Here is a 14,642-nt window from a genome sequence, read left to right as displayed (position 1 = left end):
GTCCGATAGTCGGTTATCGACACGCGCCGGCTAAGTGACGGAAGCGGCGGAACTTTTGATCTGGATCAAAGCGATCCGTCGTTGCGCATGATGGCCTTGGCCCCTTCAAGCAAGGACCGCCAAATGCCGCCCGAAGCCATCATCGTCGTTACCGCCGTGATCATCGCCTTCAGCCTGCTGATGGGCACGCTGGCCTGGGTGTTGTGGTACGCCAAACCTGGCCCCCGGGACTGATTGCCGCGTGCGACAAACCTCACCACGGCCGCGCCGCGTTGAGACAGTATCGCGGCAGCTGACCAAGCTGCGCCAGCTCGGGACGATCGGCATCACCAACAACCGCACCATCGAGGTGGACGATCTCGCCTCGCTCCGGGTGCGCTGCGGCTAGACCGCCGCGTGACGGCGTTCGGACAGCTTGCCGGCGCGCAGGTCCAGCACGCGCGTGAAGCTTGGGGGCACCGCGGCGTGGGTAATGACGATGGCGGCGCGGCCGCGGGTCAGCACGGGCAGTTCGGTAAGGAAGGCGGACTCGGTTTCGAAATCGAGGCCGCTAGTCGGCTCGTCGAAGACCACGACATCGGCTTCTGACAGCAGGGTGCGGGCAAGGCAGATGCGGCGCGCCTGCCCGGCCGACAAGGTGCGGCCGGCCTCGTCAACGACGGCATCGAGTTGCGCCGGCAGGGTGCGGACGAAATCGGCGAGGTGCACGGCCTCGAGCACGTGCCAGAGTTCCGCATCGCCGGCGGTGTCGCGGCCGATGCGGAGGTTGGCGCCGATGGTGTCGAGGAAGACAGGCGCATCCTGCGTCATCAGCGCGATGCGCTTGCGCAGGTCGGCCCCCGCCAGATCGCGGAGGTCGGTGCCGTTGAAGCGGACGGTGCCGGCATCGGGATCGGCGAGGCGGAGCAGCAGTTGCGCGATGGTGGACTTGCCCGCGCCGCTTGGGCCGGCGATCGCCACACACTCGCCCGTGCGGATGGAGAAGCTCAGGTCGTCAACGATCGGGCGGGTTGGGTCGTAGCCGAAACGGACGGCTTCGAATTGCACCGATCCGCCCGGCGGAATCGGCAGGGGCGTCGCGGGCTCGGTGATCGCCGGTGCGCTGGTGGCGATGGCCTGCAGCCGATCGGCGGCGGCAGCCGCGCCGGCGAGACGGGTGGCGCTGCGCACCAGCAAGGCCGAGGCTTCGAAGCTGGCAATGATAGCGAGCAGCAAGCCGGCCAGCAGCGGGCCGCCGATCTGCTGCGCCTCAAGGGCGCCGAAGCCGGCGACCAAGGTGCCAATCAACGCGGCGCCGGCCAATAGCTGCACCAGCGCCGCGGCAATTGCCGCGTGTAGCCCGAGGCGACGTCGCGCGCCGGACAATCGATCAGCCGCCTGCCCCGAGCTCGCAATCGCCTCGCCGCGCGCGCCGAACAGCGCGAGGTCCTGGTGGCCATCGATACCGTCGAGCACCAACCGCCGCAGCGCTGCACCAGCAGCAACCACCTCGGCGCCGACAGCTCGCGAGGCCAGCACCAGGCCGACCGGTACCAACAGCACAGCTGCGAAGAACAGCAGCGCATAGACCACCGCCGCGCCGGGCAGCAGCCAGGCGAGGACGACGGTCATCGCCAGCCCGGCCAGCACGGCGGTGCTGATGGGACCGAGCGCGACGAGGAACAGCGTATCGAGCGCTTCGACATCGGCCAGCAACCGGCTGACGAGATCGCCGCGGCCGAAGCGGCGGCCCAGCGGCACCAGCGGGAACAGTCTTGCGAACAGCCATGCCCTGAGATCGGAGAGCAGCCGCAACGTCATGTCGTGGCCGCTCAGCTTTTCGCCGTAGCGCGACAGGATGCGGATGAACGAGAGGCCACGCACCCCTGCCGACGGGGCGAAGATGTTGAAGGCCGAGCCCAGGGTGCTGAGTGCCGCCGCGGTGAGGAACCAGCCCGACAATCCCAATAGCCCGATGCCCGCTGCAAGCGTCAGCAGCGACAGCAGCAGGGTCAGTAGCATCGGCCTCTTCAGCCGGGCGAATAGCGGGGCGAAGGCGAGAATGGCTTTCATGCCGCCCCCGCAGTGCGGTGGGCGACCACCGGTTTGGGCGCAGGGAGCAGCTTGCCGCCGGCGATGCGGAACACCTTGTCCATGCGCGCGGCGACGGCATGCGAGTGGGTGGCGACGATCAGCGTGCGACCTGCCGCGAACTCCGCGAGCCCATCGAGCACCAGCGCCTCGGTTGCGGCATCGAGATGGGCGGTCGGTTCATCGAGCAGCACCAGGCCGGGGTCACGGAGATAGATGCGCGCCAGCGCGATGCGCTGGATCTCGCCGCCGGACAGCCCAAGTCCGTCCTCGCCCAGCCGCGTCGCCAATCCTTCGGGCAGTGCATCGGCGAAATCGGCTACGCGCGCCTGCTGCGCAGCCAGCCGGACCGCCGCGTGGTCAGCATCGCGGCGGCCGAGCCGGATATTGTCGGCTATGCCGCCGGCAAACAGGCGCGGGCGCTGGCCGAGCATGGCGACGCGCCTGCGCAGGTCGGGCTCGGCGACGTCGGCGAGTGGGTGGAGGTCGATGCGGATATCGCCGGTGAACTCACGCAACCCGGCGATGGCTTCGAGCAGGGTCGATTTGCCGATGCCGCTGGCGCCGAGGATGGCGATTTGCGCGCCTGGCTCGAGCAGGAGATCGGCCGCTTCGATCACTGGCCGGCCGCCGGGATCGGCAATCGTCACGCCACTGAGTTCGAGCGTCGCCGCCCCGCTCGATCCAATCGCCGGAGTTGCGTCAACGGCCGGCGGCGCCACCTCCGGCAATGCATCGAACTCCTGCTCGATCGCGGCGGCGGCCGCCCTGGCCGAGGCGCGGTCGTGGTAGTGGGCGGCGAGGAGGCGTAGCGGCTGGTATACCTCGGGCGCCATCAGCAGGCAGAACAACCCGGCCTGCAGGGTGAGTTCGGTGCCGCGCACGGTCACCAGATCGAGGAAGGTGAGGCCGACGTACAGCGCCACGCCGGCGACCCCGAGCGCGGCGAAGAACTCGAGCACCGCCGAGCTGAGGAATGCGATCCGCATCACCCGCATGGTGCGGACCCGCAGCTCTTCCGACGCCAGCCGCACCCGCGCCGTCTCCGCCTCGTCCTGCCCGAACAGTTTCAGCGTCACCAGCCCGCGCAGCCGGTCGGCGAAGCGGCCGCTCAACCGGTTCAGGGCACTCGCCTGCGAACGGCTCGCCGCTTCGGCACCCCAGCCGGCCAGCGCCATGAACACCGGGATCAGTGGCGCCGAAATCAGGAACAGCAACCCGACGATCCAATCGACCGAGAAGGCGATGGCGGCGAAGGCAATCGGCAGGATCGCCGCCTGTACCATGGCCGGCAGGTAGCGGGTGAAATAGCCATCCAGCGCCTCGACCTGCTCCAGGACGGTGCTCGACAGCGCGCCAGAACTTTTCGACGCGGTCCAGGTCGGCGAGCGGCGCAGCAAATCCGACACCAACCCGGCGCGCAACCGCTGCTTGATCGCTTCGCCGAACTGCACGGCCGCCATTTCGCCAACCGTGCCGAGCCCGATGCGGATCATGAGGATCGTCGCGAGCAGCAGCACCTGCGGGATCAGCGTCGCCAGCCCTGCCCCCTCGACGATGGCCCGATGCAGCAGCGCCGCCAGCACCAGGGCCTGCGCCACCAACAAGGCACCGGCGAGCAGCGGCAAGCCGAGGACCGCCGCAAGCAACGGCCTGTCGACGGCCGCGAGGCGGTTCAGCCAGCGACCCTGTGCGGCAATTTGAGCCTTATCTTCCATCAAGCTTCCGTCTGGAGAAGGTCTCCTAGCATAAGTAATAGTAGCGCGGCGTTGCGTTGATCTGGATCAACGCGATGCGACGCGAATGCAGCTATTGCGGCAAGCATGCCGGCGACAGCCGGACAACACGAGGCATTCCCCATGGTCGATCCCATCGTCGTCGATCTGTCGCGCATCCAGTTCGCTGCGACAGCGATGTACCACTTTCTGTTCGTACCACTCACCCTCGGCCTTTCCTTCATCATGGCCATCATGGAGAGCGTCTACGTGATGACCGGGCGGGTCGTCTGGCGCAAGGCGACACTGTTCTGGGGCGTGTTGTTCGGCATCAACTTCGCGATGGGCGTCGCCACCGGCATCGTGATGGAATTCCAGTTCGGGATGAACTGGAGCTACTACAGCCACTATGTCGGCGACGTGTTCGGCGCGCCGCTCGCCATGGAAGGGCTGATGGCCTTCTTCCTCGAGGCGACGCTGGTCGGGCTGTTCTTCTTCGGCTGGGACCGGCTGAAGCCGGTGACCCACCTCGCCGTCACCTGGCTGGTGGCGCTGGGCGCAAACTTCTCGGCACTGTGGATTTTGATCGCCAATGGCTGGATGCAGAACCCGGTGGGCGCGGCCTTCAACCCCGATACCATGCGCATGGAAGTCACCGACTTCATGGCCGTGCTGTTCAACTCGGTGGCGCAGGCGAAGTTCGTCCACACTGTCTCGGCCGGCTATGTCTGCGGCTCGATCTTCGTGCTCGCCGTCAGCGCCATCTTCCTCCTCAGCGGCAAGCACGTTGAATTGGCCAAGCGCTCGATGGTGGTCGCCGCCAGCTTCGGCCTCGCCTCGGCGCTGTCGGTGGTCGTCCTCGGCGACGAGTCGGGCTATGTCGCGACCGAGCACCAGAAGATGAAGATCGCCGCGATGGAGGCGATGTACGAGACCGAGCCGGCCCCGGCCGCGCTCACCCTGTTCGCCATTCCAGGCAGCGACGGACGGCCTGCCTTCGAGGTGCAGTTCCCGTGGGTGCTCGGCCTCATCACCACCCGTTCGCTCGATCGCGACCTGCCGGGGATTACCGAGCTGACCGAGCACGCGGCGCTGCGCATCGCCAGCGGCATCGAGGGCTACAAGGCGCTGAACGCGATCCAGGCCGACCCCAATGACGCGGCGGCGCGGGCGATCTTCGACGAGCGCAAGGCCGATCTCGGCTATGCGCTACTGGTCAAGAAGTACCGCCCGGATGTCGAGAACGCCACCGGCGAGGAGATCGCAAAGACGGCGCTCGACACCGTACCCGACGTCTGGCCGCTATTCTGGAGCTTCCGCATTATGGTGGGGGCCGGGTTCTTCTTCATCGCGTTCTTCGCGCTGTGGTTCTGGAAGGCCTCGACCAACCGGATCGAGAAGCCGCGCTGGCTTTTGTGGATCACGGTGGCCGTGCTGCCGCTGCCGTGGATCGCCATCGAGTCGGGCTGGTTCATCGCCGAGTACGGGCGACAGCCATGGGTGGTGGAGGGCGTGTTGCCAACCTTCTACGCCGCCTCGGGCCTCCACTTCTCGGACCTCGTCATCTCGCTGGGCTTCTTCATGGTGCTCTACACCGCGCTGCTCGTCGTCATGATCTGGCTGATGGTGCGCACCATCCAGCATGGCCCATCCGACAAGCTGAACTTCGATCAGTCGGTCGAGCCGGTCGAAACGGCCACCGTCATTCCCGCCAAGTAAGGAGCAGCAAGATGAGCACTATTCCTCTCGACTACGAGACGCTGCGCATCCTGTGGTGGGCGCTACTCGGCATCCTCCTCATCGGCTTTGCCATCATGGGCGGCCGCGATCTCGGCGTCGGCACACTGCTGCCTTTCGTCGCCCGCACCGATGAAGAGCGCCGCGTCCTGATCAACCTCGTCGGCCCCACCTGGGAGGGCAACCAGGTGTGGCTGATCCTTGGCGGCGGCGCGATCTTCGCCGCCTGGCCGCCGCTCTATGCAGTGAGCTTTTCCGGCTTCTACATTGCCATGATCGTCATCCTCCTGGCGCTCATCCTGAGGCCGGTCGGCTTCAAGTTCCGCGGCAAGGTCAGCAATCCGCGCTGGCGCGCCGTGTGGGATACTGCGCTGTTTATCGGCGGCTTCGTGCCATCGGTGGTGCTGGGGGTCGCGGTCGGCAACGTGCTGATCGGCGTGCCGTTCCAGGTCGATGCCACCCTGCGCATTACCTATTCGGGCAACTTCTTCGGCCTCCTCACGCCGTTCGCACTGCTGGCCGGGCTGACCAGCCTCGCGATGATCGTGACCCAGGGCGCCACCGTCATTGCCGGCCGCACCGAGGGCGAGATCGCGGCGCGGGCCCGCCGCTATGGCCGCTGGGCGGCTCTGGCCACCATCGTGCTGTTCGTCCTCGGCGGGCTCTACGCCATGTACGGGATGGATGGCTTCCGCCTCGCCAGTGCGCCGGAGCCGTTCGCCCCGTCGAACCCGCTCGGCAAGGACGTGGTGATCGAGCCCGGCGCCTGGCGAGGCAACTATGCGGCGATGCCGTGGATGGCGGTAGCGCCGATCCTGGCGCTGCTCGGCAGCTTTGTCGCCTGGTGGGGGCTCAGTGCCCGCGCTGGACTCGTGAGCATCCTCGGCTCCAGCGCCGCGGTCACCGGCATCATCGTCACGGCTGGACTGACACTGTTCCCGTTCCTGCTGCCTTCGTCGCTCGATCCGGAATCGAGCCTCACGGTGTGGGATGCGTCGTCGAGCCAGCTGACGCTCTTCGTCATGCTATGCGCCACCATCGTCTTCCTGCCGATCATTCTCGCCTACACCGGCTGGGTCTACCGGGTGATGCGCGGGCCGGTGACGACGCAGAGCTTCGGCCGCAACCCCAACGCTTATTAGAGAGCCCCTCCGATGTGGTATTTTTCCTGGATCCTCGGCGTCGGCCTCGCCTGCAGCTTTGGCATCCTCAACGCCATGTGGTTCGAGTTCCGCGAGGACGCGAACAACGCCAAGGCGAAGCCGGACGACACGCGTCCGGCCACCTGACGGAAAGGCCGGCTAGGGCGCGAGAGTGTTCTTGTAGATCTTGCCGGCCTTCATGATCACCACGAAGTTGGTGGGATCGGCCACCAGCTGGATGTTCTCGAGCGGATCGCCATCGACCAGCAGCAAATCGGCCAGCGCGCCTTCCTCGACGACGCCGAGCTTGCCCGGATAGGGGTTGCGGAGGCCGGTCAGCTGCAGCAGTTCGCCGTTGGTGCCGGTGGCCATCGCCAGCGCTTCGGCCGGGGTGTACCAGTTGGTGAGCAGCGTCAGGATGTGCCCCTGCATCTGCGCCATGGCGGGCGAGAACAGGACATCGGTGCCGAAGGCGGTCTTGATCCCATACTTCTTGGCCCAGCCATAGATGCGATCGGTACCGCTGATCACCTGGCGGAGCTGCCGGCGGCTCTCATCGGAAAGCGGGGTGCCCTCCTCGAAACTCGAATCGAACGGCTGGGTCGAGAGCCAGACGCCCTTTTCGGCCATCGCCTTCGCGTCGGCTTCATTCATCAGATGGCCGTGCTCAATGACCTTTACGCCGGCTGCCAGGCTGCGCTCGATCGCTTCGGACGTGTAGGCATGCACCGCCACGTAAGTGCCCCAGTTCTCCGCCGCCTCCACTGCGGCGCGTAGTTCCTCGCTGGTGAAGGTCGAGACGTCGAGGGGGCTGAAGGGTGAAGCGACGCCACCTCCCGCCGTCAGCTTGATCTGCGAGGCACCCAGCATCAACTGCTCACGTGCCCGCATCCGCACTTCATCGGGGCTGTCGGCGATCATCGCCATGCCGAGCTCTTCCATCCGGCTCAATTCGCCGGGCCGGCGCGGCAGTTCGTGCAGCTGGCGGAAATCGCCGTGGCCGCTGGTGACGCTGATGATGGCGCCTGAGGGATAGATCCGGGGACCTGCGACGAGCCCCTCATCGATGGCGCGCTTCAGCGAAAAACTGTAGCCGCCCATGTCGCGCACCGTGGTGAAGCCGCGCATCAGTGTCGCCTCGGCCTCCGCGGCGGCCTGCAGGGTGGTGTAGCCGGAGTCGTTGTTAAGACCTTCCTCGGGCGTCGACCGGACGAGCATCGCGTGCCAGTGCGCGTCGATCAGGCCCGGCATCAGCACTCGGCCATCGCCGTCGATCACCGTGGCGTCGTCGGCGGTTATCGCATCGGCGGAGATGGTTTCGATAACGCCGTCGCGGACCAGCACATTGCTGGGCTCTGTCAACGCGTCGCCTGTTCCGTCAAATATTCGTACGTTTTCGTACAATGTGGCGCTGGCGACTTGTGCCATTGCCGGCATCGTCAGCAATGTTGTCGCAATTTCAAATGCAATTCCGCAGACGATAGATATCGATACCCTCTTGAACATCTTCATCTCCACATGCGCAATGTGTGATCCAACGTGCATCGATCGACATTAACTACATATCAGACCATTGCCAGAGATGTTGACTCAATTTTTCTGCTGATTGCAGGCGAGCGCAGCTACGGCGTCGGCGCATCGGGGCGCAACAGGCCCTCGTGCTTCAGCTCTGCCCAGAGCTGGTCGGGCACCGGCACGCGCATGCTCTCGACATTGCGGCGTGGGTGATCCGGATGGAACCCGCCCGGGATCACCGAGGCGACGATCGGATGATGCAGGGTGAACTGCAGCGCGGCAGCGGCCAGCGGCACGTCATGCCGCTCGCACACCGCCTGCACGCGGCCGATGCGGGCCAGTTGTTCCTCATTGGCGATCTGGTAGTTGTAACGAGCGCCAGGCACCGGGCCGGTGGCGAGGATCCCGGAGGCGAAGACACCACCGATGATCACACCGACGCCGCGCGCCTCGCAAAGCGGAAACTCGGTATCCAGCACCGGCTGTTCGGCGAGCGTGTAGGGCAACGCCACGAGGAAGAAATCGAGATCGAAGCGTTCGAGGAAGCGCGGGATGGTGCCCATGCGGTTGACCCCCGCGCCAATCGCCTTGATCAGCCCCGCCGCCTTCAGCCCGCTTAACGCACGCATACCGCCGCCGGCATCGAGCTCGTCGAGGTGCTTTGCCACCAGCTCCTCGGAGCCGAGATTGGCGAGGTCGAGGTCGTGAATGACCAGCAGATCGACGCGGTTGAGCCGCAGCCGCTGCAGACTGTCCTCGTAGCTGCGCATCACCCCGGCATAGGTGTAGTCGTGCCGGTGCTCGAATTTCAGCCCGTTGGGCCAGCTCCGCTCGCTGACCTCGAAAGCCGCGACATCGTCGGGCGCGAACAACACCCGGCCGACCTTGGTCGAAACGATCGCCTCACCCGGTGGACGGAGATACAGCCCGCGCCCGGTGCGGTGTTCGCTGAGCCCGCGGCCGTACCAGGGCGAGGTATCGTAGAAGCGCACACCCGCCTCCCAGGCCGCGTCCATGGTGGCATCGGCCTGGCTATCCGGGATCACGTTGAAGATGTTGCCGAAGGCTGCGCCACCGAACCCGAGCTGCGGCAGCTCGAGATTGGTCCGGCCGAGCGGGCGCAGCTTGAACGGGTCCATCTCAGCCCCCGAAGGCGACCGGCGTCGGCACGATGGTCGCGAGCAACTCGTCGATCTCGCGCTGTGTGATCGGGTCGATTGCCGTGGTCGGGCTGCGGACCAGTGCGTGGCGGATGATGCCGCGGCGCACCAGCAGTTGCTTGTGGATGGCGTAGAAGATGTCGCCGCCCTGGTTGCCGAGCCGGTTCACCGCCATGATCGTCGCATCGAAGTGCACGCGCGCCGTGGCTTCGTCGCCCTTCTTGAAGGCGTCCCACACCGCGACAAAATCGGCCGGCTGGCTGCAGAACGGCATTGTGCCGTGGGCGCCGCGCCGCAATTCCTCGATGAAGTAGCTGCCCCCGGCGCCACCGAAAATGGTCAGCCGATCGCCGACCGCGTCGGCCATGGCCTGCACCTTGCCGGTGACCGGCACGGTTTCGACCTTGATGTATCTGACGTTCTTGCAGGTGTCGGCGATGCGGAGCGCCAGTCCGGGCGAGATCGGCCCCTGCGGCACGTCCTGCAGGATGATCGGAACACCGACAGCCGCATCGATCGCCTTGTAGTAGTCGAAAATCTCCTCCGAGCTGACCGGCATAAACGAGGGTGGGATCACCATCAGCGCGTCAGCCCCGGCCGCTTCCGCTGCCTTCGAGTAGAACACCGCAAGGTCGGTGCCGGCGGCACCCGAGTTGATGATGACCGGCACCCGGCCATTCACCGCCTCGATCGTGGCGCGGGTGATCTGCGCCCGCTCGGCCTCGTTGAACTTGAACACCTCGCTGCCCAGCGCCACCCCAAGGCCATGCACGCCCGCTACGATGTTGAAGTCGATCAGGCGCGAAAGGCTCTCCTCGTCGATCGACCCATCGAGAAGAAAGGGTGTGACGAGAATGGGCACTACGCCCCTGATGGCAGCCGAACTCATGGACAATAGCTCTTTCAGCGATTTTCGAAGTTGAACATTTCCTCGACCGGGCGTTGCACCGGCGAGAAATCAGGATTGGTTTCCATGTAGGGCGCCATCATCTCCCACCAGCGCCAGGTGAGGTCGCTGATCGGCTTGCCGGGAACCGGTTCGCTGTCGCGCTCCATGTAGGCGAAGAGGTCGAGCCCGTTGCGGTAGATCGAGAAGGTTCGCACGCCATCGCGCTTCATGGCCGCGAGCATCTCGGGCCAGATCTCGTCGTGCTTCTGCTTGTAGATCGCCTCGTTGCCGGGCTTCAGCTTCATCATCCAGGCGAGGCGAACCACAAGTCTTCTCCTTAGCCGGCGAGGCGGGCAGCCGCTGAAGCGGCGGCCGGCGGCCATTCACCGGCATATCCAAGCCGGCGGCTCACATGCTCGCAGGCGTTCCAGAGCTGCGCGACGATCGGCATAACGTTGTCGCCGCCCGGCTTTTTCACCGAAGGCCCGGTGACGCTCATCGCGCCCACCGAGTGGCCGGTGCGGTCGAGCAACGGCACGGCGACGCAATAGACGCCCATCACCACTTCCTGGTCGTCGATCGAATAGAAGCGGTCGCGGATGCGCCCGATCTCCTCGCGCAGCTTGTTGGCATCGACGATGGTGTGGCTGGTGAGCGCAGGCAGCGGATGGGTGTAGACCTCCTCGCGCCGTTCCTCGGGCATGTATGAGAGCATCGCCTTCCCCGCACCACCGCAGTTGAGCGGCCCACGCGAGCCGATGCGCAGGTCGAGCTGCATGCCCTCGTTGCCGCGTACTTTGTCGATACACACTCCGTAGAGGCCGCTCAGCGCGTTGACGTTGACCGTCTCCCTGGTCGCCTCGGCGATCTGTTCGGCAAAGGGCCGGCAGAGCCGCGGCAGGTCGATGCGCTCGAGCTGCAGTCCGGTGATCTCGAGCAGCCGGAATGACAGCTCCCACTCGCCGGAAGGGGTGCGGTCGACCACCCCCTCCTCGGCGAGATCGAGCAGCATCCGGTGCACCGAGCCGAGCGGCAGCTGCAGCTGCTGCGCGACGGCGCGCACTCCCAGCGGACCCTTGCGTGCAAGAAGATCCATGGCCTGGACTGACCGGGTAATGCTCGACATGCGGCCTCGCTAGCTCGTTACCAGTGGGTCTTCTTGGTCGTGGCGTTGGGTTCGATCAGATTGTCGTCGATATAGTCCCACTCGATTTCGTAGCCCATGCCGGCGCCCTTCGGCAGGTGCACAAAGCCCTCGGAATCGATCTTATCGACAGTGTTCTTGAGGTAGGGATGCGGCGCGTCGTAATCGACGCCCGGCGCCAGCAGGCCCTTCTCGTAATACTCGGACGTATCTTCCGAGGTCGCGCCGATCACCTGCAGGTTGCCCCAGCCGGCCATGTGCATTTCGCAGCGCAGCCCATAGGCCTCGGCGACGATGGCGGTCTTGCGCGCCCCGGTAATGCCGCCGCGGACCACGTCGATGCGGCTCATGTCGCCGGCGCCGCGCAGGATCCACTCGGCGCGCGAGAACACGCCACCGGCAATGATCTCGGGCGAGAGGATCGGGATCGACAGCTCGCGGGAAAGCCGCACGTAGCTCTCGGTCCGGTATTCCGGCATCGGGTGCTCGTACCAGTAGAAGTTCAGCTTCTCCAGTTCGCGGCCGACCTGGATCGCCTCTTCCATGGTCATGTAGGTGCCCCACGGATCGAACATCAGCACGTAGTCCGGGCCCACCGCCTCGCGCACCAGGTGGCAGGTCTCGATATCGGCCTTGATGTTGGACGGGCGGCCGGTCGTCGGGGTGCCGGTCTCGGGGTTCCAGAAGTAATGCGGATGGATCTTGTAGGCCTGGTAGCCCTCGGTTTTGCAGGCGAGCGCGTGCTCGGCATAGACGTGCGGCTTGCCGATATTGGGGTAGGTCGAGGCGTAGGCCTTCACCTTCTCGCGCCCGGCGCCGCCCATCAGCTTGTAAACCGGCAGGTTGGTGTAGCGTCCTGCGAGATCCCAAAGCGCGTTGTCGATCACCGAAGCGACATTCTCCTGGACGTTGGCGACCCACATCCACTTCCAGATCATCTCGCGATCCATCGGGTCCTGCCCGAGGAGCAGGTCCTTGATGCGCCACAGGATCTGCTGCTGGTCGACGACGTTCAGGCCCTCGTTGTCGCCATGCGAGCCGCCGCCGAGATAGTGCCCGACCACGCCTTCGTCGGTGTGGATGGTGAGCACGGTCTGCATCATCTGCGTATTGGGCAGCGGCAATGCATGGCCGACATCCCAGCGGTCGGCATGGGTGCGGAACGACTTGATGGTGATGTCCGAGATCTTCACGGCACAGTATCCTTGGATCGAGTGATAACTGGTTATTATTCGTAGGCGTCGCCGCCGCGCAGGCGGTCGAGCAGGACCGCGGCAAGCAGCAGCAGGCCGACAATGATGTTCACGTAGTACGGGCTGATGCGCCCCAGATCGAGAATGTTGGCGACCCCGGCCACGGCGAGCAGGCCAAGCGCCCCGCCCACCGGGTTGCCGACCCCGCCGCGCAGGATCGAGTAGCCGCCGATCATCAGCGCGGCATAGACCTGGAACTCAAGGCCGAGACCGGTCGCACCGGCGGCGCTGCCGAGCTGGCCGACATAGATCATTCCGCCTAGCCCGCCACCAACAGCGCTGAGCAGCAGCGCCGCGGTCCGCACGCCCCTGACCGAAATACCGGCGCGTGCTGCAGCGCGGTCGTCGCCGCCTACCGCCTGTACGTGGCGGCCGACCCGCGTCTTGGTGACGACCACCGCGGCGATCAGCGTCAGCACGATGGCAAGCAGGAAGAACAGCGGCAGGCCGAAGACCTGCTGGTTGATCAGAGTGAAGAAGTCGATGTCGAAGGCCGGGATCATGCGCTGGTTGCCGCATAGCACCCAGGTGATGCCGCGCAGTGCCGTAAGCATGCCCAGCGTCGCAGCGATCGGATCGGCGCCGAACCGCACGACGGCCAGTGCGTTCAGGCCGCCGATCACGAGGCAGATCGAGAGCGTCGCACCCGCGGCGGGCCAGATGCCCCAGCCATGGGTGATGAGCCAGGCGAAAATCGCCGCCGAAATCCCGACGATCGAGCCGATCGACAGGTCGACCACGCCGGCGAGCAGGGCAAAACCCGAAAACGCCCCGACGACCAGCGGCACGATGAGGAAGCTGCCGATGATCGAGACGTTGCCGAAGGAGACGAACTTCGGCCCGATCCAGATCAGCCCGACGGCGATCACCGCGATGAAGGTGAAGGCGATGCTCGCTACCGACCCGGTCAGCGCGTCGCGGATCGGGTGGTGCGGCAGGTGTGCGGGCAGCGTGCGGCTTGCAGCGGCGGTGTCGGTCATGGCGTGCCCCTCCGCGCCCGATAGCCGTCAATGGCCACAGCGATCATCAGCAGAATGCCCTGGAAGATGGATTGGGTATCGGACGAGAGCCCGAAGAAGACGAGCGAGGTCGGGATGGTGGACAAGAACCCGACGCTGAGCAGCAGCATCCAGAAACTGCCACGCCCGCCGGCAAGCGAGATCCCGGCAAGGATGACGGCGGCGATGACGTTGAGCTGCATGGTGCTCGCGGAACTGGGATTGAATGGGCCCGCCGCCGAGGCGAACAGCACCGCGGCGAAGCCGACGAAGCCACCGGCCGCCATGAAGGTGGCGAACCGGGTTTTCTTCAGCGAGATGCCGCGCGCTTGCGCAGCGAACCGGTTGCCGCCAACGGCGGTGATGCGGCGCCCGTAGCGGGTGTAGCGCATCAGGAACCCGACGATGATGATCAGCACCAGCATTGGCCACCAGATCACCGGCAAGCCCAGGAAGCTGGCGCGGCCCATGTGGTAGATTTCGCTGCCGTTGGGCACCTGCGCGAGCTGGAAGACGAGGTAGAGCGCCGCGAGGCCGATAAAATTGGTGGCCAGCGTCACGATCACCGGGTTGAGCTTGGCGAGAACGACGATGGTAGCGTTGAACGCGCCCCATGCCATGCCGACAAGCACCGCGCCGACAAACACCAGTGGTAGCGGCAGGCCGGCTTCCGACAGGCGGACGGCAATGAGGCTGGTGAGGATAAGACAAGCGGGCTGGCTCAGATCGATGAAGCCTCCCGAGATGCCGATAATGCCCTGGCCGATGGCCAGCACGCCGACGATCGACATGGTGAAGGCGATGGCGAGCACGGTCTGGTGTGCGAAGAAATCCGGCCGGTAGATACCGGTGGCAGCGATCAGCAACGCCCACACAGCCACCAGCGTGATCGCAGTACCCCAGCCCTGGAAGCGGACCGCGAGCGGGGTCGCGGTGGGCGTAGCATCGATGGCTTGGTCCGTGGACATGGGCGCTTCCTGAGGGCGGCTGACAGATCAAGGCAACAGCCGGCAATCTGG

The 14,642-nt window shown here is 65.6% G+C and carries 14 protein-coding genes; 4 read left to right on the top strand and 10 right to left on the bottom strand.

Annotated elements, in window-relative coordinates:
* The first annotated feature begins 241 nt into the window (after positions 1-241).
* Entirely contained in the window at positions 242-388 is a 147-nt protein-coding gene (locus tag AC1DV8_RS18080) for a hypothetical protein (protein WP_477158397.1), read from the top strand.
* On the opposite strand, the gene cydC is transcribed toward AC1DV8_RS18080, so the two are convergent.
* Both cydC and cydD read right to left on the bottom strand, forming a co-directional pair.
* On the bottom strand, positions 385-2,052 hold the full coding sequence (gene cydC, locus AC1DV8_RS18075; RefSeq protein WP_477158396.1) for a thiol reductant ABC exporter subunit CydC: 1,668 nt from the start codon (positions 2,050-2,052) through the stop codon (positions 385-387). The two genes, AC1DV8_RS18080 and cydC, sit on opposite strands and share 4 nt — an antisense overlap.
* The gene (cydD, locus tag AC1DV8_RS18070) at positions 2,049-3,788 is read right to left on the bottom strand and encodes a thiol reductant ABC exporter subunit CydD (protein WP_477158395.1); all 1,740 of its coding nucleotides are present in this window, start codon (positions 3,786-3,788) and stop codon (positions 2,049-2,051) included. Before cydD ends, cydC begins: the two co-directional genes overlap by 4 nt.
* A gap of 141 nt (positions 3,789-3,929) precedes the next feature.
* Between cydD and AC1DV8_RS18065 the strand changes: the two genes are divergently transcribed.
* The 3 genes from AC1DV8_RS18065 to cydX are packed head-to-tail and all read left to right on the top strand — an operon-like array spanning position 3,930 to position 6,811.
* Entirely contained in the window at positions 3,930-5,504 is a 1,575-nt protein-coding gene (locus AC1DV8_RS18065; protein ID WP_477158394.1) for a cytochrome ubiquinol oxidase subunit I, read from the top strand.
* Between the two features lie 11 nt (positions 5,505-5,515).
* Positions 5,516-6,664, top strand: coding sequence for a cytochrome d ubiquinol oxidase subunit II (gene cydB, locus AC1DV8_RS18060; RefSeq protein WP_477158393.1), 1,149 nt, complete (start codon positions 5,516-5,518; stop codon positions 6,662-6,664).
* 12 nt (positions 6,665-6,676) lie between these two features.
* Complete coding sequence (gene cydX / locus AC1DV8_RS18055; protein ID WP_477151919.1) at positions 6,677-6,811, top strand: cytochrome bd-I oxidase subunit CydX; 135 nt, start codon at positions 6,677-6,679, stop codon at positions 6,809-6,811.
* Positions 6,812-6,823: 12 nt separating this feature from the next.
* On the opposite strand, the gene AC1DV8_RS18050 is transcribed toward cydX, so the two are convergent.
* The 8 genes from AC1DV8_RS18050 to AC1DV8_RS18015 all read right to left on the bottom strand — a co-directional run bounded on the left by AC1DV8_RS18050 (position 6,824) and on the right by AC1DV8_RS18015 (position 14,591).
* Positions 6,824-8,101, bottom strand: a complete 1,278-nt coding sequence (locus tag AC1DV8_RS18050) for a metal-dependent hydrolase family protein (protein ID WP_477158451.1) — start codon at positions 8,099-8,101, stop codon at positions 6,824-6,826.
* Between the two features lie 185 nt (positions 8,102-8,286).
* Positions 8,287-9,318: an aldo/keto reductase gene (locus AC1DV8_RS18045; protein ID WP_477158392.1), complete on the bottom strand. Its 1,032-nt coding sequence runs from the start codon at positions 9,316-9,318 to the stop codon at positions 8,287-8,289.
* Position 9,319: 1 nt separating this feature from the next.
* Entirely contained in the window at positions 9,320-10,228 is a 909-nt protein-coding gene (locus AC1DV8_RS18040; protein WP_477158391.1) for a dihydrodipicolinate synthase family protein, read from the bottom strand.
* Positions 10,229-10,242: 14 nt separating this feature from the next.
* Entirely contained in the window at positions 10,243-10,554 is a 312-nt protein-coding gene (locus AC1DV8_RS18035) for an L-rhamnose mutarotase (RefSeq protein WP_477158390.1), read from the bottom strand.
* Between the two features lie 11 nt (positions 10,555-10,565).
* Positions 10,566-11,354, bottom strand: coding sequence for an IclR family transcriptional regulator (locus AC1DV8_RS18030; RefSeq protein WP_477151924.1), 789 nt, complete (start codon positions 11,352-11,354; stop codon positions 10,566-10,568).
* A gap of 17 nt (positions 11,355-11,371) precedes the next feature.
* On the bottom strand, positions 11,372-12,565 hold the full coding sequence (locus AC1DV8_RS18025; protein ID WP_477158389.1) for an enolase C-terminal domain-like protein: 1,194 nt from the start codon (positions 12,563-12,565) through the stop codon (positions 11,372-11,374).
* 35 nt (positions 12,566-12,600) lie between these two features.
* Positions 12,601-13,605 (bottom strand): ABC transporter permease, encoded by a 1,005-nt coding sequence (locus AC1DV8_RS18020; protein ID WP_477158388.1) that lies wholly within the window; start codon positions 13,603-13,605, stop codon positions 12,601-12,603.
* On the bottom strand, positions 13,602-14,591 hold the full coding sequence (locus tag AC1DV8_RS18015; RefSeq protein WP_477158387.1) for an ABC transporter permease: 990 nt from the start codon (positions 14,589-14,591) through the stop codon (positions 13,602-13,604). The genes AC1DV8_RS18020 and AC1DV8_RS18015 overlap by 4 nt, the downstream gene beginning before the upstream one ends.
* Positions 14,592-14,642 lie beyond the last annotated feature (51 nt).

Source organism: Devosia sp. P3_B2, from assembly GCF_056402875.1.
Note: the sequence above shows the minus strand (reverse complement) of the source record. Positions and strands in the feature narration are given on the sequence as shown.